The 19,549-nt window shown below is 39.3% G+C and carries 19 protein-coding genes and 1 pseudogene; 18 read left to right on the top strand and 2 right to left on the bottom strand.

What is annotated here, in order from left to right:
• Positions 1–224: 224 nt before the first annotated feature.
• Together N7Z68_RS17285 and N7Z68_RS17280 are read left to right on the top strand one after the other, a co-directional pair.
• Entirely contained in the window at positions 225–1,874 is a 1,650-nt protein-coding gene (locus N7Z68_RS17285) for an FAD-binding dehydrogenase (RefSeq protein WP_275119728.1), read from the top strand.
• Between the two features lie 576 nt (positions 1,875–2,450).
• The gene (locus N7Z68_RS17280; protein ID WP_373323177.1) at positions 2,451–2,780 is read left to right on the top strand and encodes a hypothetical protein; all 330 of its coding nucleotides are present in this window, start codon (positions 2,451–2,453) and stop codon (positions 2,778–2,780) included.
• A 65-nt stretch (positions 2,781–2,845) separates the two neighbouring features.
• Here the strand turns inward: N7Z68_RS17280 and N7Z68_RS17275 are convergent, their stop codons facing one another.
• Positions 2,846–4,279 (bottom strand): serine hydrolase domain-containing protein, encoded by a 1,434-nt coding sequence (locus tag N7Z68_RS17275; protein WP_275119727.1) that lies wholly within the window; start codon positions 4,277–4,279, stop codon positions 2,846–2,848.
• Positions 4,280–4,594: 315 nt separating this feature from the next.
• Here N7Z68_RS17275 and N7Z68_RS17270 point away from each other — a divergent pair, with 315 nt between their 5' ends.
• From N7Z68_RS17270 to N7Z68_RS17250, 5 genes are all read left to right on the top strand, one after another.
• Complete coding sequence (locus N7Z68_RS17270) at positions 4,595–5,344, top strand: hypothetical protein (RefSeq protein ID WP_275119726.1); 750 nt, start codon at positions 4,595–4,597, stop codon at positions 5,342–5,344.
• Positions 5,345–5,598: 254 nt separating this feature from the next.
• Positions 5,599–7,071: an amidase family protein gene (locus tag N7Z68_RS17265; protein WP_275119725.1), complete on the top strand. Its 1,473-nt coding sequence runs from the start codon at positions 5,599–5,601 to the stop codon at positions 7,069–7,071.
• A gap of 47 nt (positions 7,072–7,118) precedes the next feature.
• Positions 7,119–7,592, top strand: coding sequence for a hypothetical protein (locus tag N7Z68_RS17260; protein ID WP_275119724.1), 474 nt, complete (start codon positions 7,119–7,121; stop codon positions 7,590–7,592).
• A 62-nt stretch (positions 7,593–7,654) separates the two neighbouring features.
• Positions 7,655–8,080 carry a hypothetical protein gene (locus N7Z68_RS17255; protein ID WP_275119723.1) on the top strand — a complete coding sequence of 142 codons (426 nt, stop codon included), beginning with the start codon at positions 7,655–7,657 and terminating at the stop codon, positions 8,078–8,080.
• Between the two features lie 218 nt (positions 8,081–8,298).
• Entirely contained in the window at positions 8,299–9,585 is a 1,287-nt protein-coding gene (locus N7Z68_RS17250) for a hypothetical protein (protein ID WP_275119722.1), read from the top strand.
• Positions 9,586–9,678: 93 nt separating this feature from the next.
• Here N7Z68_RS17250 and N7Z68_RS17245 read toward each other — a convergent pair whose 3' ends face one another.
• Positions 9,679–10,170, bottom strand: a complete 492-nt coding sequence (locus N7Z68_RS17245) for a hypothetical protein (RefSeq protein WP_275119721.1) — start codon at positions 10,168–10,170, stop codon at positions 9,679–9,681.
• A gap of 254 nt (positions 10,171–10,424) precedes the next feature.
• Here N7Z68_RS17245 and N7Z68_RS24385 point away from each other — a divergent pair, with 254 nt between their 5' ends.
• The 11 genes and pseudogenes from N7Z68_RS24385 (at position 10,425) to N7Z68_RS17195 (ending at position 19,538) form a co-directional block, all read left to right on the top strand.
• A complete protein-coding gene (locus tag N7Z68_RS24385; RefSeq protein WP_373323175.1) occupies positions 10,425–10,568 on the top strand; it encodes a DUF123 domain-containing protein in 144 nt (47 codons plus the stop codon).
• 210 nt (positions 10,569–10,778) lie between these two features.
• Entirely contained in the window at positions 10,779–11,546 is a 768-nt protein-coding gene (locus N7Z68_RS17240) for a SurA N-terminal domain-containing protein (RefSeq protein ID WP_275119720.1), read from the top strand.
• A 249-nt stretch (positions 11,547–11,795) separates the two neighbouring features.
• The gene (gene kynU / locus N7Z68_RS17235) at positions 11,796–13,082 is read left to right on the top strand and encodes a kynureninase (protein ID WP_275119719.1); all 1,287 of its coding nucleotides are present in this window, start codon (positions 11,796–11,798) and stop codon (positions 13,080–13,082) included.
• A 2-nt stretch (positions 13,083–13,084) separates the two neighbouring features.
• Complete coding sequence (gene kynB, locus N7Z68_RS17230) at positions 13,085–13,729, top strand: arylformamidase (RefSeq protein WP_275119718.1); 645 nt, start codon at positions 13,085–13,087, stop codon at positions 13,727–13,729.
• 36 nt (positions 13,730–13,765) lie between these two features.
• Positions 13,766–14,620, top strand: a complete 855-nt coding sequence (kynA, locus tag N7Z68_RS17225; RefSeq protein ID WP_275119717.1) for a tryptophan 2,3-dioxygenase — start codon at positions 13,766–13,768, stop codon at positions 14,618–14,620.
• A gap of 711 nt (positions 14,621–15,331) precedes the next feature.
• Positions 15,332–16,518, top strand: a pseudogene (locus N7Z68_RS17220) (sigma 54-interacting transcriptional regulator); the annotation flags it as partial.
• Positions 16,519–17,079 carry an AAA-type ATPase lid domain-containing protein gene (locus N7Z68_RS17215; RefSeq protein WP_275119715.1) on the top strand — a complete coding sequence of 187 codons (561 nt, stop codon included), beginning with the start codon at positions 16,519–16,521 and terminating at the stop codon, positions 17,077–17,079. It abuts the pseudogene before it with no gap.
• A 173-nt stretch (positions 17,080–17,252) separates the two neighbouring features.
• Positions 17,253–18,422, top strand: coding sequence for an acyl-CoA dehydrogenase family protein (locus N7Z68_RS17210; protein ID WP_275119783.1), 1,170 nt, complete (start codon positions 17,253–17,255; stop codon positions 18,420–18,422).
• Positions 18,423–18,505: 83 nt separating this feature from the next.
• Positions 18,506–18,718, top strand: a complete 213-nt coding sequence (locus N7Z68_RS17205; protein WP_275119714.1) for an acyl-CoA dehydrogenase family protein — start codon at positions 18,506–18,508, stop codon at positions 18,716–18,718.
• Between the two features lie 113 nt (positions 18,719–18,831).
• Positions 18,832–19,056, top strand: coding sequence for a hypothetical protein (locus tag N7Z68_RS17200; RefSeq protein WP_275119713.1), 225 nt, complete (start codon positions 18,832–18,834; stop codon positions 19,054–19,056).
• Positions 19,057–19,070: 14 nt separating this feature from the next.
• Complete coding sequence (locus N7Z68_RS17195; protein WP_275119712.1) at positions 19,071–19,538, top strand: hypothetical protein; 468 nt, start codon at positions 19,071–19,073, stop codon at positions 19,536–19,538.
• Positions 19,539–19,549: the final 11 nt, after the last annotated feature.

The following is a 19,549-nucleotide window of genomic DNA, read 5'->3' as shown; positions in this document are numbered from 1 at the left end:
AACACCTATTCTCACGTGAATTTAGTATAGTCAACAATCTGTGCAGAATTCCCCTGATTAAACTTTACTTGATTTATTATTCTAATAATATAAAAATTCAGTCTATTTATTGACGGCCTTTAATTCTCAAAGATATAATCTATAAAAGAGAAATTATTTCATTTTCTTAAAATATTTTACATAAGCTAGCTTTAGAGATTAGAAGCTGAATGGGGGTTGTTTTTATGGGGTATGATGCGATTGTGATCGGGGCTGGTCTAGCGGGATTAGTAGCGACTGCAGAAATTGCCGATACTGGTAAGAAGGTGTTGTTATTGGATCAGGAGCCTGAAGCATCGATGGGTGGACAAGCGTACTGGTCTTTTGGCGGATTGTTCTTAGTCGATTCACCTGAGCAAAGAAGGCTAGGGATAAAAGATTCGAAAGAATTAGCTTGGCAAGACTGGCTTGGGGCAGCGGGTTTTGATCGAGAGGATGATGAAGACTACTGGGGGAAGAAATGGGCCGAGGCGTACGTTGACTTTGCATCTGGCGAAAAACGCGCTTGGCTTTATAAGATGGGGGTTCGCTTTTTTCCTGTAGTCGGTTGGGCCGAAAGAGGAGGAGGTCTTGCTGACGGTCACGGTAACTCGGTCCCTCGCTTTCATATCGTGTGGGGAACAGGGCCGGGAATTGTCGCCCCGTTTGTGAAAAGAGTTCGTGAACATATCAAAAATGGTTTAGTAGAATACCTTCCTCGCCACCGCGTCGATCAACTTCTAACCGATGACGGTGCAATTGTTGGCGTTAGCGGCTCGGTTCTTGCTCCAAGTTCAGCTGCAAGAGGGGAAGATAGTAATCGAGACATCATTGGAAACTTCGAGTATCGAGGACAGGCCGTACTAGTGTCTAGTGGAGGAATTGGGGCTAATCATGACCTTATTCGTAAAAACTGGCCAGAACGATTAGGGGAACCTCCGAAACAAATGATTTCAGGTGTACCAGCTTATGTCGATGGACGCATGCTCAGTATCACAGAAGAAGCCGGCGGGCGAATTGTGAACCGAGACCGAATGTGGCATTACACGGAAGGAATAAAAAATTGGAGCCCGATCTGGACGAACCACGGCATAAGGATCTTACCAGGTCCATCATCCATTTGGCTTGACGCCAATGGTAAGCGTTTTCAAGCACCGAACTTCCCTGGCTTTGATACGATGGCTACGCTTGAAGCGATTAAGAAAACGGGACATGATTACTCCTGGTTTATCCTGACACAAAAAATCATTGAAAAAGAATTTGCGCTGTCGGGGTCGGAACAAAATCCCGATCTGACAGGAAAAAGCATTCGGAAGGTACTAGGAAGGGCATTGCCTGGACCATCAGGGCCTGTTCAAGCTTTTATGGACAAGGGGGAGGACTTCATTATTGCCGATAACTTGAAGGATCTTGTAAACGGGATGAATAAGCTGACAGGGGAAAACTTGCTAAACTATGAAGATATTGATAATCAAATTAAAGCAAGAGATAATGAAATCGATAATAAATTTACAAAGGATCTTCAAGTGACGGCTTTACGCGGGGCACGAAACTATATCGGTGATAAACTGATCCGAGTAGCACCGCCACATAAAATACTAGACCCGAAAAATGGCCCGTTGATTGCCGTACGATTGAACATTCTGAGCCGCAAAACCCTTGGAGGACTACAAACCGATCTTTCCGGGCAAGTCCTCAATGAGGCGGGAGAAAAAATTCCAGGACTGTATGCAGCAGGAGAAGCTTCAGGATTCGGTGGCGGCGGTGTACATGGATACCGCGCCTTAGAAGGGACATTTGTTGGCGGTTGTCTTTTCACCGGCCGTGTAGCAGGTCGTGCGATGGCGAAGAACTAAAATTAAGAGGCTCTAGAGTTGGGTGTTGAAGCCTCAACTCTTTTTTTCTGTATATTTCTATTTTTTCTTTTAAAATTAGAGCAGCGCTTTTTCTTTATTTACCTGACTATCAACTATACGCTTGTCTGTCCTCATGAATATGTTGTAATAAGGAGGTGAGTGGAAGATGTCAAATAAGAGAAAAAAGAAAGAACGTTGCTGTTGTTTAAATGAAATACCTAAATTAAAATTTTTTCCACTTCCAAAGATTAAAAAAATCCCAGTAAGAGACGTACCAGACAACTGCCAGATAGTTTGTGTAGGTTTATTTTGTTTTTTAGCTTGCTTCGCGAACGACGAATAATGTTATTAGAGCTTGAGCGTCGCTGTTGGCGCTCAAGTATACATAATCGTATTTTTTCCAACATCCAGTCCTCATTTTATAACAATAAATTGTTATAATTTATGCAAACCCGAGTTAAATTCCGCATATATCCTAAATATTTTATAAAAGCAAGATGAATACCCAAGAACTTTTATCTCAAAAGCATACGCTCTAATATAAACGTCTATAAAGCGAAATGGGGAGAGATGAAAGTGAATACTCATGCTTCAAGTTACAATACGTTTAACCCAACAGATCAAAGATTTGTTGGAGGCTTTGGTTTTGGTCCTGGGTTCGGTATCGGGCGTCCCGGCTTTGGTTTTGGTCCCGGATTTGGTATCGGACGTCCAGGCTTTGGTTTTGGTCCCGGATTTGGTATCGGGCGTCCAGGCTTTGGTTTTGGCCCGGGCTTGGGATTTGGCCCTGTACTTGGTTTTGGTTTTCCATTCTTAACAGGCCTAGCTGCTGGTGCATTATTAGCACCTGGTTTCGGCTATCCACCATATCCGCCTTATCCGCACCCACCATATTATTGTTGCTAAGAAATAATATCAAAACAAAAAGCAGCACTTCATCAAGAGTGCTGCTTTTTTTGTTATAGGAACAGTTAATTTTTTGCAATGGCTTCTCGAGAATTCACATAGTATTTTACAAGAAACCCCATGTGAATGATGGACATCATAAAATGTATGGCCAATCCTACAAACAACCACATCAACAGGTCGGGCATTAATAAGAAGGCAAGTTCCCAAGACATTCCTCTCTGGAACAGGATACCAGTTATCCGAGGAATTAAAACGATGACAGCAATAGGGACCGCTATATTAAGCAATGCTGCAGTTAGTCTTTGTCTAACTGTTTTTTGTTTTGGACGGGTAATCATTCTTGAAATTTTAATGATGTTGTAAATGATAGTCATAGCAAATAAGACGATAAGTAAACGATAGGCCCAGTGATACTGAACTCTAGAAGAAGGTTCCTGTTCTGTTAAAAGCGAGACCATTCCATTCGTTAAATCCGGATAAAACAAAAACGCATTCACCATATGGTTTTTGTTGATTAAGAAGGCAATGCTATATTCATCTTCAAGGAGCATGATCGCATTCGACGTATACCCGGGCAAAGAACCGCCATGGTGTACAGCTGGACGACCGGCAATTTCACCGATCATTAAGCCCATTCCATAGAAATTGCCACTCGACATCATCAGATCAATACCTTCTGGAGACACGCCAAGGACGGGCTCCTTCATGCGCACCGCTTCGAGAAAGCGAACTAAATCTTTTGAAGTAGACGTTATAAAACCAGCCGGAAGGTCGTACTGAAGATGCGGTTCCATTCGCTTCTTAGAAAAACCAAAAAAGGAAAGGTGACCAGGTGTATCCACTTCACCGATTACCGATGTGTGTTCCAGTCCAAGCGGATTAATAATATGTTCCTTGATATATTCGGGATAGCTTTGGCCGCTCACTCTTTCTACAATCGCTCCTAGCAAACTATAATTTGGATTAAAATAGGAAAAGTGCTCCCCGGGCTCGTACGTTAACGATATGCTATTCATATCCTCAATTAAGTCGTTAAACTGCGATTCAGGTGAAAGGTTAGACATGTACTCAAATTCAGTCATCCCACTAATATGATGCAAGAGATGCCATACAGTGATTTGATCAGATACGGTGAAATCGTCTAAGTACGTAGAAACACTTTCATCGAGGTTGATCATTCCTTGTTCGACAAGCTGCATCACCGCCAGAGCAGTAAATGTCTTCGTCGTCGAGCCAATATAAAACCGGGTTTCCTCGTTTAGGTCGTCACCGAAGACCTTGCTGTACACCAACTCACCTTGGTGCGAAATCGCAACAGACATTCCAGGAATGGCTAATTTATCTACTGTCTGTTGAATGTAATTATCCAATTCATCCTCTATTGGAAGTTTGTTAGAAGATGCTTCGGCATGTGCCGAATGAAAAAGGATGAAGGTAAAGAGAAGTAGCACACCTGTCAGTTTCCCCAAAAACACTTGTTTCATAGATCTCATCATCTTAAATTTCCTCTCAGGTTATTTAGTACCCAAAAAAATACTAGTTCTTCTTTATTATAATACTGGGCATTTATTCCTTTTCATTTTATTATGGATTTTTTATGAATAAATCCTCAGAAAAACGATGTTAAAGAAGGTAGTAAATGTGTATATAATGTTAATTTTTATTTTAAATGTAAAATATTTCAAATTATTATGTTACTCTTTGAATAAGGAGGTGAAGTCTTACATTTTTTAACTTTTATAACTGCTTTATTGAACTGAAGGTAGGTCCTGCTTGATTTTGGTCAAACCATATCTTAAGGAGGTATTAGGATGAAAAAGATAATTTCTATTTTCCTCGTCACTTGTTGTTGGTTTTTCATAAGTAGTCCGTCTTTGGCTTTGGATACAACTAGCGATTTATTTCCGGAAGTAAAGCAAAAAATAATGAACGAGTCAGCTAATGTTAAAAAAAACAGCATTAAAATCATCGACTATCACACGACTATTGTGGAGGTTGAGAAAGAAGTAAAAGTTGAAAAATACGTGAATGAGCAAAAGCAAAAAAGTGATGCTATTAAATTACTAAGAAAAGATATCTTAGTTGAAAGTATAGAAGAAAACCTAACACTATCGGGAGAAAGATTTTGGCAAAACCTCAACGATGACTGGTTAGAATATCAGCAGCAAGAAAGTGAATTATTAACACAGCTCGAAGAAGAATTTAAAGATAAAATATCAGAAAAAGTGATGAGTGAACGAGAAATGACCTCAATTGTCGTATCCTACACGGCTTCTAGTGATACGATCTTTCGTACGAATTATACAAAAGTGCTCTATTATGATCATGAATTAAACCGCTTTGTAACGGCGAATTCTTTTGTAAAAAACGATCTTGTTCAAGGTTTTATAGAACAGCACAAAGATCAACTAGGGGAACAATCAAACAAAGTAATACTGATGTTTCTACTTATGGCTCTTTTTGCCGTTTTTTGTATAGCAGTAATTGTGTTCCAAGAAATTAAAATGGGTAATTCTAAGTTCCGGACTAATAGGAGTTCCAGTTATCAGAAAGATTTATAAAAATGTAAACGGTTACATTTAGGTCTTGTATTGAATTGTTCCGAATTGTGGTTGGTCAATTCATGTGGAGAGGAATTCATCAACCACTTTTAACTGGTGTTGACCTTGTATTCTATAATTAATAAATTTTTTCAAGATAGGATATTTTATAGATTTAATCACTTACAATGAATGGTAAAATAAAGAAACTTCATAAAAGTTTCATTCCGATTTTAATAGGGCTTGTATTAGAAATGATAGATAGGGAGATTATAATGACAATAAAATTTAACCCTTTTTTTAGGGATGAATTAACGATACACGAGATACAGAGGTCAATGGAGAATGCAGTGATTACATCAAAAGAGTTAGTCATGTATTATTTACATCAAATTGCAAAATATGACCAGGCAGGACCAAGACTCAATTCTATTCTTGAAATCAATCCTGATGCTCTTTTTATAGCAGAATCATTGGATTATGAGAGAAAAGCAACAGGAGCTAGAGGACCGTTACATGGTATCCCTATCTTTTTAAAGGATAATATTGAAACCGATGATTTCTTGCATACGAGTGCGGGTACAATGGCCTTAAGTAGCCACTTGGCGAAAGAAGATGCATTTCTTGTTCAAAGACTTCGTGACGCCGGTGCGGTTATCTTAGGCAAATCGAATATGACCGAATTATCAAATGGAATGGCAACTGAAATGTGGGCCGGTTACAGTTCAAGAGGCGGACAAGTCGTCAATCCTTATGGTCCTGAGTGGTTTGTGGGTGGGTCTAGTTCAGGTTCAGCGGTTGCGGTGGCTGCTAATTTCACTGTCGGTTCTATTGGTACGGAGACCGATGCATCCATCCTTAGTCCAGCGATTCAAAATTCAGTCGTAGGTATCAAACCGACTGTGGGCTTAATTAGTCGCAGGGGAATCATTCCTTTTACATACTCTCAAGATACAGCGGGACCTATAGCAAGAACAGTCACCGATGCAGCACTGTTGCTAGAAGTGTTAGCGGGTGTCGATCAACTAGATCCTGCAACTCATAAATATAGCTATATTTCTCCCCAAAACTATTCGAGTTATTTAGATCGTAATGGTCTGAAAGGAGCTAGAATTGGAATATTCACAGACGCTTCAAAAGAATTTTATAAGTCAGATGAATATGACGATCATCTTTTTCAACAAGTGATTCGAACGTTGAAAGGTGAAGGAGCAACAATAGTAGGAGATGTTGACATACCGTCTTTTCATAGAGAGTGGAGCTGGGAAGTCACATTATATGAGTTAAAACATAGTTTAGATAATTATCTTTCCAAACTGTCACCACAGCTGCCTGTTCATTCGGTTTCAGAATTAATCGAGTATAATAAAAGTAACGCAGAAGAAGGTACATTAAAATATGGACAGGACAAATTAGAACAAAGAGCGAAAATATCGGATACATTAAGAAACCCGAATTATATAAATGCGAGACTAGAAGACTTGTATTTTTCTCAAGAACAAGGTATTGACTACGCATTGAAACAAAATCATCTCGATGTCATTTTGTTTCCTTCCTATGTTGGCTCAACCTTATGTGCAAAAGCTGGATACCCTAGTATCGCAGTCCCGGCTGGCTATAAAAAAGACGGCAGGCCATTTGGGATAACATTTGCGGGAGCCGCTTTTTCAGAAGCGACTTTAATAAAATTAGCTTATGCCTTTGAACAAGCAACTACCTTTAGAAAGCCTCCAAAATTAAGAGGTTAAATAAGGGGTGTATATTAGAAATAAATAGAAAATAACGGAGTGATCCAATGAAATTACCATACGGAGTGACGGGCGGATATTATAAACCAGTACTTGAAAAAGAACCACCTTGTATAGATGAAAAAGGGTTTTATCGTACATGTAAAGAAATCGCAGCGAAGAAACATTTGAAGTGCGAAATCATACATGACCTATTTTGTAGCAGTTATTGTGCGGTAAAATTTAACTATCAACCACGACCAATTTATGTACTATGTAATCGCGCTCATCCGTTTATTGGCTTTTGTCTATTTGAAAGTTTAGGCGAGGGCCATGTCTTTCATTGGGATCAATTTATTGACTTTGAAGAGTTAGAAAGAGAATTCAAATCGGATTATTACGTATTATCTGTAGAAGAATTATCCAAACCATTTCAGTTACAAGAGCATGAAGAATTAAGAACTGTTTCTTCCATTATTGAACAAGTGAATTATTACCAACCTCGTACGATTGGTGAAGCGATATTCAATGCATGGGATTGATTTAAATTTAATTCAGCTGGTTACTAGTTCAGCAGCTAATAAGAAAATTGGAGGAAAGATTAGTGGATCTACTAAAACAAAGGGTTTTACAAGCCATGAGTTTAACAGATGACTTTTATAATCATATTAATGACGCTTGTTTAACATTAAGAATATCAAACGTTCCATCCAATACAATTGGGGAACAAGCCTATTGTATGATCGGAGCGAGAGAAAGCTATTTAAAGTCTCTAAAAATGGGTCATTGGGCAGGATTTGATTGTAGTCTAATGGATAGTAATGATAAAACATTAATCAATAGCAAATTGGAAGAAACACATACAAACATAGAGAGATTTTTACGAGAAACTAGCCTAGATCAAATGAACAGTAGTTTGTTATTTGATTTATTAGAACATGAAGTTCAACATCACGGACAGTTAATTCGCTATGCATATGCTAATAAAATTTCCTTCCCAAAAAGCTGGAATATTCGTTATACTGTTTAATCTATGTTCAACAAGAGGCAGGAACTCGTGCATCACCAAGAAAATGTACATAGCTGATGTTTACATTAAACCCGATCTGAATGGATGGCAGTAAGCCGTCCTTTTTATTTTGGTTCACAATAGGACCTTTGATCTAATGAGGTTAAATTTGTAACTTAGTGAGGATAGTTAAGCTTCATTTGAAAATAATATAAAAAAATACAAATAGTGGAGTTAACATGCCATCTCAAAAATTAAGTACAAATAAAACTCGTTACCAAAAAGGGGTTGTCACTCCTTATAATTACAATATTGTAGAAGTAAGAAATCCGACGGTTATCATGTGGTGGTCTGCAGCCATGCCTGGTTTTGGCCATGTGATGTTATGTAAATACTTAAAGGGCTTCATATTAATTATTTGGGAGTTCGCTGTAAACGTGAATGCGAACATCAATACGGCGATTGTCTATACGTTTACAGGCAGATTTGACGAAGCGATCCAAGTGGTGGATACAAAATGGGTTTTACTTTATATGCCAGTTTATGTCTACGCGATTTGGGATAGCAGACGGGCTACGATTGATTTAAACAAATACGCCGTTTTAGCAGACCAATCTAGTGATTCTATCGCTGAGATTAAACCGATAGCTATTGCTGCTATAGAAAATAATTATCTGGATAAACGAAAACCTTGGTTAGCTGTTTTTTGGTCGATTGTAACACCTGGTTTAGGACATCTCTACATCAATCGGTTACCATCCGGATTTTATCTCCTCATCTGGTTTCTTGTAGCCATCTGGTTTTCTAATTTCTTACCAGCCATTCACTTAACATTCATTGGTGAATTTCAACAGGCGACCAGTATCTTACATCCACAGTGGGTGTTATTTTTACCTTCGATGTATGGTTACGCTGTTTATTCCGCATATGCTCAATGTGAAAGTTACAATAAGCTAATGGAGAAACAACAAAGTTACTTTTTACAAGAAGAATATCAGAATTCGTCTTTTAAAGAGAAAACGAATTTATTGACAGAGAGAAGTGGTGAAATGAACGTTGTGGCGTCTTTTGATCACACGGTTTACTTGGAGCTAGCGATTAAAGAACTTGAACGACATGGAATTAGCAAAGAAAATATTTTTACTGTACCTTTAACCGAAAAAAACAAGCCAAAGAAAAACAGCGAGATCATTCGCGGATCAGGGTTCTCCCTTTTAGATATAACGTTTACGTTAGGCACGGTGTTTTCCCTGTTTGGAGTGATTTATGGTTTTGTACTCGACGGAGGTCCGATTGCGTGGGGGTTAATTGGTCTTTTCGTTGGTAGTGGCGTAGGGTTTTTACTTGATTTATTTATCCGCAAAAAGCAATTTAAAACGAGAAAGCGAAAAGGTGAAGGTGGAGAAGTAGTAGTTATGATACATTGCCAAAAAGATCGCATTCCTCTAGTCAAAGAGATTTTATTTGATCATTATACTCTTGGTCTAAAAGTGGTTGAAGAAGAATTTAAAGTGGAGAACTATTAAGAGTAGTCATGCATGAAGAGGAACAGTTTTTTCAGGCGAAATGTTTTTCAGCATTTCGCCTTTTTCCATTTGTTGATTATATTGGTTTTATATTTAACACCAAACAATGATTCGATAAGGTGTAGTTTGAGCGGGAATGCTTTTAGTGGAAGGACCATAAATGACAATAAGATTGCGGTTAGCAGGATTTGTGGTGAACGGTTGACCATTCGTTAGTAAGAGTTGCGTATAAGGAGAAAGATTTAATTGTAATTGTCCATCACGACTGACTAACTGCGAGGTGAAAAAATCGACTTTTACATTTTGATGTGGTTGTTCTTTTACCATAACCAGGGCTGCATATTGCGGCGGATAAATCAAAGGAACCGGTGCATCCCCATCGTAATATCCAGTAACTCGATCACCTACTGAAACAACCGCTTGATCGACAAAGTAAGTGGTCGGAGAGACAACGAAGTTCACAAGGGCACCAGTACCGTCTTCTACAGATATCATTTTATAACATCCTTCACTTTCATCATTGACACTGATCGGAAAATCCTGAATTGAGGTGACGAAGCCTTGAAAAAACCGGAAATTGATCATATGCCATCCCTCCTAATCATGAATTAAAATTTGTTTATTACAAAAGACGTCCATTCATAAAGCTGATAAAATATGATTAACTAAACAACGTGCCATTCATCTCAAGGTCATACATATGCGGAATAACGGGCAAAAGACCAATGGACGGAACATTTTATTTTTATCCCGTTTAACTGACTGAAGAAGAAATTTAAAAGGCTAGGTGGGAGAGGATTGAACACAGACTAAGGTCGCCGTCCTGTGTCAACGTCAGTTTGATCACATCGTGCGGGCTTCTGCACAGTTTAAAAAATAGATACGACGGTAGTTTTCCAGTACGAGGTTTTGGATCATCCGATTGCAAATGTTCTTCTCATTTGTTTTATGTTCCATTGGTTTGTGATATGAAGAATGTGTGAGTCATTTAGCGAACTAGTAGAGATGGCTTTGATAGTTTGGTCATTTTTACACATTTAAATGGAAGCATCTATAAACGTTGATATAACGGACTTCATCAATCGGAATTTAGTATGTTTCCGTTATGATCTATCGATTTCGGCTTTCCTAAGGATGAATCAGCGAATTATTTATGATACAATGACCATCAAAATGAACAAAAGGAGAATGATATGAGAAAAAAATGGTTATTAACATTACTACTTGCTGGATTTGTATCTGTAACAGCAGCATGCGGAAACACGGATGAATCAGCTGAAAATAATAATGAAGCACCAGAAACACAGGAAGAAGCGGCGCCTGTCAATGCCGAACAACCGGACATGCCTGAGCCGGACTTAGACGGAATTCCTGACGTTGTGGCAAGTGTCAACGGGAAAGACATTTCAAAAGAAGACTTTGAGTCCGTTTATGTAAATCAATTCATGCAGGCTGCAATGCAAGCACAAATGTTTGGTGAAGAAGTCAACCAAAACGAATTAAAAGAACAAATGATTGAAAGTATGATTGCTCAAGAACTTCTTAAACAAGAAGCCGATAAGTCGGGACATGAAGCGTCAGAAGAGGACATCAATAACACACTTGAAGATTTAGCGTCGCAATATGGGCTTGGTACAAGTGACGAGTTCCTTGCTGCTTTAGAAGAACAAGGAATGGATCGAGAAGAAGTTATATCTGAACTTGCATTACAAGTAAAAGTAGACAAGCTGATTGCTAGTGAGACGGGAGAGATCGAGCCAACAGAGGCTGAACTAAAAGAATTTTATGAGCTCGCAGTCGCCCAACAAGCACAAATGGGTGGAGAAGATGTAGAAATACCGCCTTTTGAAGAGTTAAAAGATGAGATTGAAAAGCAAGTGAAGCTTCAAAAGCAGACGGAAGTGGCTCAAGCGTTAGTTGGAAAACTTCGTGAGGAAGCAGACGTAACGATTAACTTATAATGATTAATATGACCAGATCCGAGTACGGATCTGGTTTTTTGTATATCGATTATAAAGTATATGCATCTGTCTGCATTGAGTAATATATTGAATCTCTCACTTTTGATAAACCTGGATAGAATGTCTTTGAACATACCATACAGGTGGATCACTCATTCTAATTGTCTAGAAGGTTTTTTACAATTTATAATGAATACTATAAGTACTGAGTTATTTTATTAGCAAAACAATTTTTCATAGGGGGAAATCATGAACAAACAGAATGGCACCTTTAACCAAGAATACGCACGCCAATTAGATCAAAACGATCCGTTAGCTCGATATCGGGATGAATTTTACATAAAAGAAGGTACGATATATTTCGACGGGAACTCACTAGGACTGTTATCGAAACGAGCTGAGCAAACCTTACTTGACTTGCTTCACTCTTGGAAAACACTTGGTATTGATGGGTGGACCGAGGGAGACAATCCCTGGTTTTATTTGTCCGAATCAATGGGTGATCAGATGGCGCCTCTCGTTGGTGCGACTAATGAAGAAGTGATTGTAACCGGTTCCACTACATCGAACCTTCATCAGCTAACGGCATCCTTTTATCAACCGGGCGGAAAGAAAACGAAAATTTTAACCGATGAACTCGCTTTTCCGACGGATATTTATGCGCTGCAAAGTCAGTTAAAGCTGAAAGGAATGGATCCTTCCGAGCATTTAGTAAAAGTAAAAAGTACCGACGGCCACACCGTAGATGAAGACGATATCATTCAAGCGATGAGCGATAATATTGCCCTAATTGTTCTACCAAGTATTTTATACCGTAGCGGCCAAATTTTAGATATGGAACGATTGACGAAGGTAGCTCATAAACGAAATATATTAATTGGTTTTGATCTCTGTCACTCAATCGGATCGATCCCTCATCAATTAAGCGAATGGGAAGTTGATTTTGCCTTTTGGTGTAACTATAAACATTTAAATGGCGGGCCTGGAGCTGTCGGCGGTTTATATGTGAACAAACGACACTTTGGAAAAGATCCAGGGCTAGCAGGTTGGTTTAGTTCACGAAAAGATAAACAATTTGACATGGAACATAATCTAACTCCTGCCGAACATGCGGGAGCTTTCCAGATGGGTACACCCCATGTCCTCAGCATGGCGCCATTGATCGGTTCTTTATCGATGTTTAATGAGGCAGGGATTGAACAAATTAGAAGCAAGTCCTTACAATTAACTGGCTACATGCTAGACCTGATCGATCACAAGCTAAAAGATTACGGATTTACGGTGAGAAATCCAATGGAGGACGAAAAGCGCGGCGGTCATATTTTCTTAGAACATCCAGAAGCTGCACGGATTTGTAAAGCTTTAAAATCTCACCAGATCATCCCAGATTTCCGCTCACCGAACGGGATTCGCCTGGCACCAGTCGCATTGTACAACACGTTTGAAGAAGTTTGGCTGGTGCTAGAAAAGTTGAAGCAAATTATGGATGATGAGGAGTACAAGAAATTTGAAAATAAACGGGGAGTGGTCGCATAGATATGAAAAATAACACCCAAAATCAAAAGCGATGGATTGATATCTCACAGCCGCTAACGAGTTCGATCGCTCACTGGCCTGAAGATACACCATTTTCATACGATGTCAGTTATACAAAAGAACAAACCGGTTCGGTTAACATTGGGAAAATTACAACGAGCGTCCACATCGGAACACATATTGATGCGCCGTTTCATTTTAAAAATGACGGTGCCAAAGTGGGGGAACTAGACATCAACGTCTACATTGGCCCTTGTCGAATTATTGATGTATCAAACGCCTCGAAAATCGATGCAGATACGCTGAGTCAATATGATTTAGAAGGCGTCACTCGGCTGCTTCTGAAAACGTCGGTACCAAACAACCCGAGCGCTTTTCCGAATGAAATTCCGTACATAACGAAGAGCGGGGCAGAGTACATGCAGCAGAAAGGCATTATTTTACTAGGAGTCGATGTTCCTTCTGTTGATCCATTGGACAGCAAAGAACTCGAAGGACATCACGCCTTACATGAACACGGAATTCATATTTTAGAAAATGTGATGTTAGATCAAATTGAACCTGGCGATTATGAATTGATTGCTTTACCACTTGCAATCATCGAATCAGATGGAAGTCCTGTCCGCGCCGTGATTCGTCCGATATAGATAATAAAATAAGAGGCTTTACGGAGGAGTTTAACTATGGAACATAAAGATAAAAGGCACAACTCGACAACTGAGTCTGAAAAAAACATCCATACCGATTTCACAAACAATATGACGTACGGAGAATATCTACAGCTCGATCAAATCTTATCCAGCCAGGATCGTTTGTCCGATCATCATGATGAGATGCTGTTCATCGTCATTCATCAGGTGAGCGAACTATGGATGAAGCTGATTTTACACGAGCTGAATGCCGCAATAGAGTCGATTGAAAAAGATGATTTGCAAACGTCATTCAAACAATTAGCTCGAGTATCTCGAATTCAATCGCAAATCATTCAAGGTTGGGATGTCCTTTCTACATTGACGCCTTCTGAATATATGGAGTTTCGTGATTTCTTAGGGCAGGCATCTGGATTCCAATCATTTCAATACCGAAAAATCGAATTTGCGCTCGGCTATAAAACCGACCATGTGTTAAAAATCTATCAAAAAGATCGTGAGCTTTACGCAGATTTAGAAAAAGCATTTAAAGCACCAGGGTTGTACGACGTCGCGATCAAACAATTGGCCAAAGCCGGATTCACCATTCATCCAGATCTATTGAACCGCGATTATTCCACGCCGTATGAGGAAGACCAATCGGTACGCGACGCTTGGTTAACTGTCTACCAAAACGTCGATCAATATTGGGATTTATATCAGCTCGCAGAAAAACTCGTCGATATTGAAGATTCCTTACAACAATGGCGTTTCCGTCACATGAAAACCGTCGAACGCATCATCGGCTTCAAAATGGGAACCGGCGGATCTTCCGGCGTAAACTATTTGAAAAAAGTACTAGACCAGCGCTTCTTCCCAGAGTTGTGGGATTTGCGGACGGAATTGTGATGATGAATGGCTAATGTATTTGAGATTGTTGGGAAGGCCGCATTTTGCGGTCTTTTTGTTTACTAGTGAGTTAAATTAGAGCTTTGGAATAAATGAGGTAAAGTTTGTATAATCCAGGTTAAAGCCGCCGCAGATTAGAGCCTAGTTTTTCTAATATCAGGGAATTCTGGATCACAAACCGCAACTTCGAGCCCGCTTTATCCAGTTTAAGGAAATTATAGGTCACAAAACGCAGTTTCGAAACCACTTTATCCAGTATCAGGAAACTTCGGATCACAAACCTCAGTTTTTAACCGGCTTTATCCAGTATCTGTTAACTTCAGGTCACAAACTGTAGATAGACCCCCGAAATCTTCAAAACCAGAAAAGTTCGGGGCGCAAACCGTATATTAATTTTAGACAAAAATACCATGTTATTATTTAGCACATCCGCTACGAGGAAAAACAATTCAAAGAACACGATTACTAAACAATCAATCCATTCAATTCAACTAAATATTCTGAAACTATTTCTTTCCTAACCTAATGTAATGTAAACTGAAGGTACCTAAGTTTTTTAGGCGCCTAGATACTAAACCATATCACTGATGCTGATAATCTACGATATAAAGAGGACTTTCATTAAAAATGTAACCGCTTAATAATTCACTATACAATGAACTAATCTTGCTTACATACAGCCTGTCTATAATAATTATTCGGAGTGATACGATGAATCTTACGAAAGAACTTCCCATTCCATTCCCCGTCTTAGTAACGAATGGGCAGCAACTGATTATCGATTTTAACGAGTATTTTAAAGGTACCGAACTTCCAACTGTACAAAAAGGACAACCGCTCATTGACTATTTCGACCAATGGGTGCCTAGTGGGGATTTTCATATTGCTTACTATAACGACCATAAGTATCTATTAGTTTCGAAGACATACCAACATCATGAACAAAAACACTATATGTACATTCTGCTGAACGGTGAACATTATGTGGACCTGTTAGAAAAAGTGAAAGAGTTAGGTAAATATAATCGAGAACTAGATGCAATCATCGAAAGCTCTTATGATGGTTTTTATATTACTGATCATCAAGGAACTACGCTTAAGGTCAACTCTGCGATTGAGCGCATTACCGGGATTCCGCGAGAATATTATATTGGGAAAAACATTAAGTATCTACTTGAAAAAGGGATTCTTACCGAATCGGTTACACTCAAAGTTTTAGAGAAAAAAGAAGCCGTAACGGTCGTCCAAAAAAATCATAACCAAATGGAAACGATGTTAACAGGGAGTCCCATCTATAATGAGGCTGGAGAAATTGAAAAAGTCGTAACCAACATCCGTGACCTTTCTGAATTAAATAACCTTCACGAACAATTAAAAAAGGTTCAACAGTTAAACGATCAATACAAGCATGAATTAGAGCGACTGAAAGCTCATAAAAATTTAGATCCAGAAGTCGTTATCAAAAGTAAAAAAATGGAAGAGTTATTCCAAGTGGCCGAACGTTTAGCTAATGTGGATACGACTGTATTAGTTTTAGGAGAAACAGGAGTTGGTAAGGATGTTTTTACTAGGCATCTCTATCGTGTCAGCAACCGTTATGATACAGGTAAATTGATAAAAGTCAATTGCGGTGCTATTCCGAAAGACTTACTTGAATCAGAATTATTCGGTTATGAAAGTGGAGCCTTTTCTGGAGCAAGTCGATCCGGTAAACCCGGGATGTTTGAATTGGCTGACCGTGGGTTCTTATTTCTAGATGAAGTTGGCGAGTTACCGCTAGATTTACAAGTGAAACTGCTGAGGGTTTTACAAGAAAAAGAGATTCAAAGAGTTGGGGGAACCGATGTTAAAAAAGTAGATGTTCGCGTGATAGCAGCACTAACAAGGACCTAAAAAAAATGGCTAATGAAGGAACTTTTAGAGAAGACCTATACTACCGATTACACGTTGTACCGGTTTCCATTCCTCCACTAAGGGAGCGCAGAGATGATATTTTACCTCTCGTTCAGCATTTTTTAAATGAGAATAATCACAAATATCAAATCTCTAAAAGCTTTGATAGATCGCTTAAAGAATTTTTTTATCAGCATGATTGGCCGGGGAATGTCCGAGAGCTCGCCAACTTAGTCGAACGATTGATGCTGACAGTGCCCACGAATGAGCTACAAATGAAGGACCTTCCTGACGATTACCGAAAAGCGGTAGATAACATCCCGTATGTCCCAAAGGAGTTGGAAACTTCAAATGAAATAAAAACTCCAAAAGAAAAAAGAACTATAAAGGAAATCGGTACTCTAAAGGCAGCTGTTGAACAAGCAGAGCGAGAGGTTTTATCGTTGGCAGCACAACAATTCCAAACGACCTATGAAATCGCCGAACATTTAGCAACGAGCCAAGCGACGATTGTCCGAAAGCTGCAAAAATATAAGATTAAACCAATCGATACAAAAATGAATTAAAATTCAAAAATGAATTAACAAACCGTTCACTTTCAATTCAAAAATGAATTAAAAAGATACCAAGAACCTGAAAAGCGCTACTTATAGCGCTTTTTTATTTTGGCACGAATTTTGCAATTGAAGAAGTAGAGAAACAAAATTTGATAAAAATTACTGGAGGAATGATTAGAATGATCGATTTCGCTTTAACAGATGAACAGAAAGAATTTCAAAAGCTAGCTAGGGATTTTGCACGAAATGAAATTAGACCGGTTGCGCATATTTACGATGATACCGAGGAAGTTCCATGGGATGTAATTAAAAAAGCGGCCAAGTTAGGGTTAACATCGTACCGTTACCCGGTAGAATACGGTGGTTTAGGAATCAGTGATCCGATTACTTCTTTAATTATGACAGAGGAAATTTACTGGGGATGTGCTGGTATTGGTACAGCGATCAATGGAACGGGATTAGCTGCGACAGGCATTATGGTAGCTGGAACGGAAGAACAAAAAAAGAAATTCATTCCACAATTTTGTGATCCTGATAACCCGAGACTCGGAGCGATGGGACTTACAGAACCGAGTGCAGGGTCGGATGTATCTGCAATGGCTACGACTGCCGTTAAAGACGGAAATGAATATGTACTGAACGGAACTAAGCAGTTTATTACAAATGGCGGAATTGCTGATGTTCACGTCATTTTTGCTCAAACCGACAAGGAAAAAGGTTGGAATGGTGTCGCTGCTTTCGTAGTCGAAAAAGGAACACCAGGACTGAAAATGGGGAAAAAGGAAATCAAAATGGGTGTACGTGCTTCGCATACTGCACAAGTCATCCTAGAAGATTGCCGAATTCCGTTAGAAAACCGCTTAGGTGGTGAACCAGGGGAACCGACTCACATTAGCGGTCTTGCCGCATTGAAAATGCTAGAACGCACGCGACCATCTGTTGGAGCTGCAGCCCTAGGAATTGCTAGAGCAGCGTATGAATATTCGCTAGAATACGCAAAAGAGCGCAAACAATTTGGTAAACCAATTATTAAAAACCAAGCAATTGCTTTTAAACTAGCAGATATGGCTACCGAAATTGAAGCCGCTCGATTATTACTGTGGAAAGCAGGTTGGCTCGTTAAAAATAACCAACCATTCGCTCGTGGTGAAGGAAGCATGTCGAAGTTATACGCGGGTGATGTTGCCGTTAAAACAGCAACAGAGGCGATCCAAATTTTAGGTGGCTACGGTTATAGCCGCGAGTATCCTGTGGAGAAATGGCTCCGTGATGCGAAAATCTATCAAATCTGGGAAGGAACAGCGGAAATTCAACGTTTAGTCATTTCGAGAATGATTGAACAGAACGGATAAAAAGTTTTGAGGAGAAGCTTCCAAATAGTAGAGTAAATCAATAAATAATCACACCAAAAACAAATTTGATCGAGGTGGAAACGATGTCGCTTTTAACGGATGAAAACTTACAAATGAAGCTGATGATACGGAGTTTTGTTGAAAATGAAGTGGAACCGTATGCCCAGCAAATCGAAGAAGAAGATCGAATACCAGAACATTTGATTGAAAAAGCAAAAGAACTAGGCTTGTTTGGGATCAGCATTCCTGAAGCATATGGGGGCATCGGCTTAAATACCGTTTCTGATACTGGATAAAACAGGCTCGTATCTTAATGTCTCTAATGGGAACCCGCGGCTCTTAAAGAGATAACTATTATAACAAAGTTGACGGAATAGTAACTATATGATCGTTAGGTGAAAGACCGCCGTTGTGCGGTCTTTTTACATTAGAGATGTTACTAGGATTTGGAGGATACATTGGGGGAGCCGCCGAACAATCAGCTTCAGCCATGAACATGATCCTCGCATTAAATCTTTATATTCCACTCGCACTAGGAGTCATTCAAGTCATTCTCCTTTGGTTATTTAAAGTGGATAAACATTACACAGACATCCTTGCACAGCTTCAAGCGCGCAGAGACGGTGGGAATTAAGTAGTCTACTAACAATGTCGATGAAAGTTGCCGCATTTTTTAATTCTGGATCGCAAACCACTGATACGAGCCCGCTTTTTCCAGTATTAGGAGATTATGGATCACAAGCCACAGATACGACCCCACTTTTTCCAGTATCCGGAGATTATGGATCACAAACCACAGATACGAGCCCGCTTTATCCAGTTCCAGGAAATTATGGATCACAATCTGCAGATACGAGCTCGCTTTATCCAGTTCCAGGAAATTATGGATCACAAACCTCAGATACGAGCCTGTTTTATCCAGTATCAGAAAATTCTGGATCGCAAACCACTGATACGAGCCCGCTTTATCCAGTTCCAGGAAATTATGGATCACAATCCACAAATCGAAAGCATGTTCACCAAATAGCAACACATTTTGTGAAGTTCTTCACAAAATCTTTAAATTTAAACGGTATTTTTACTTCAAGAGCAGTAAGTTCCAAAAGATTCTATTAAAGACAGGGGTT

The sequence above is a fragment of the Alkalihalobacterium chitinilyticum genome (genome assembly GCF_029028005.1).
Taxonomy (GTDB): Bacteria; Bacillota; Bacilli; order Bacillales; family Bacillaceae_F; genus Alkalihalobacterium; species Alkalihalobacterium chitinilyticum.
The sequence above is the reverse complement of the archived record's forward strand: the minus strand, read 5'-3'. Positions and strand labels throughout refer to the sequence as shown.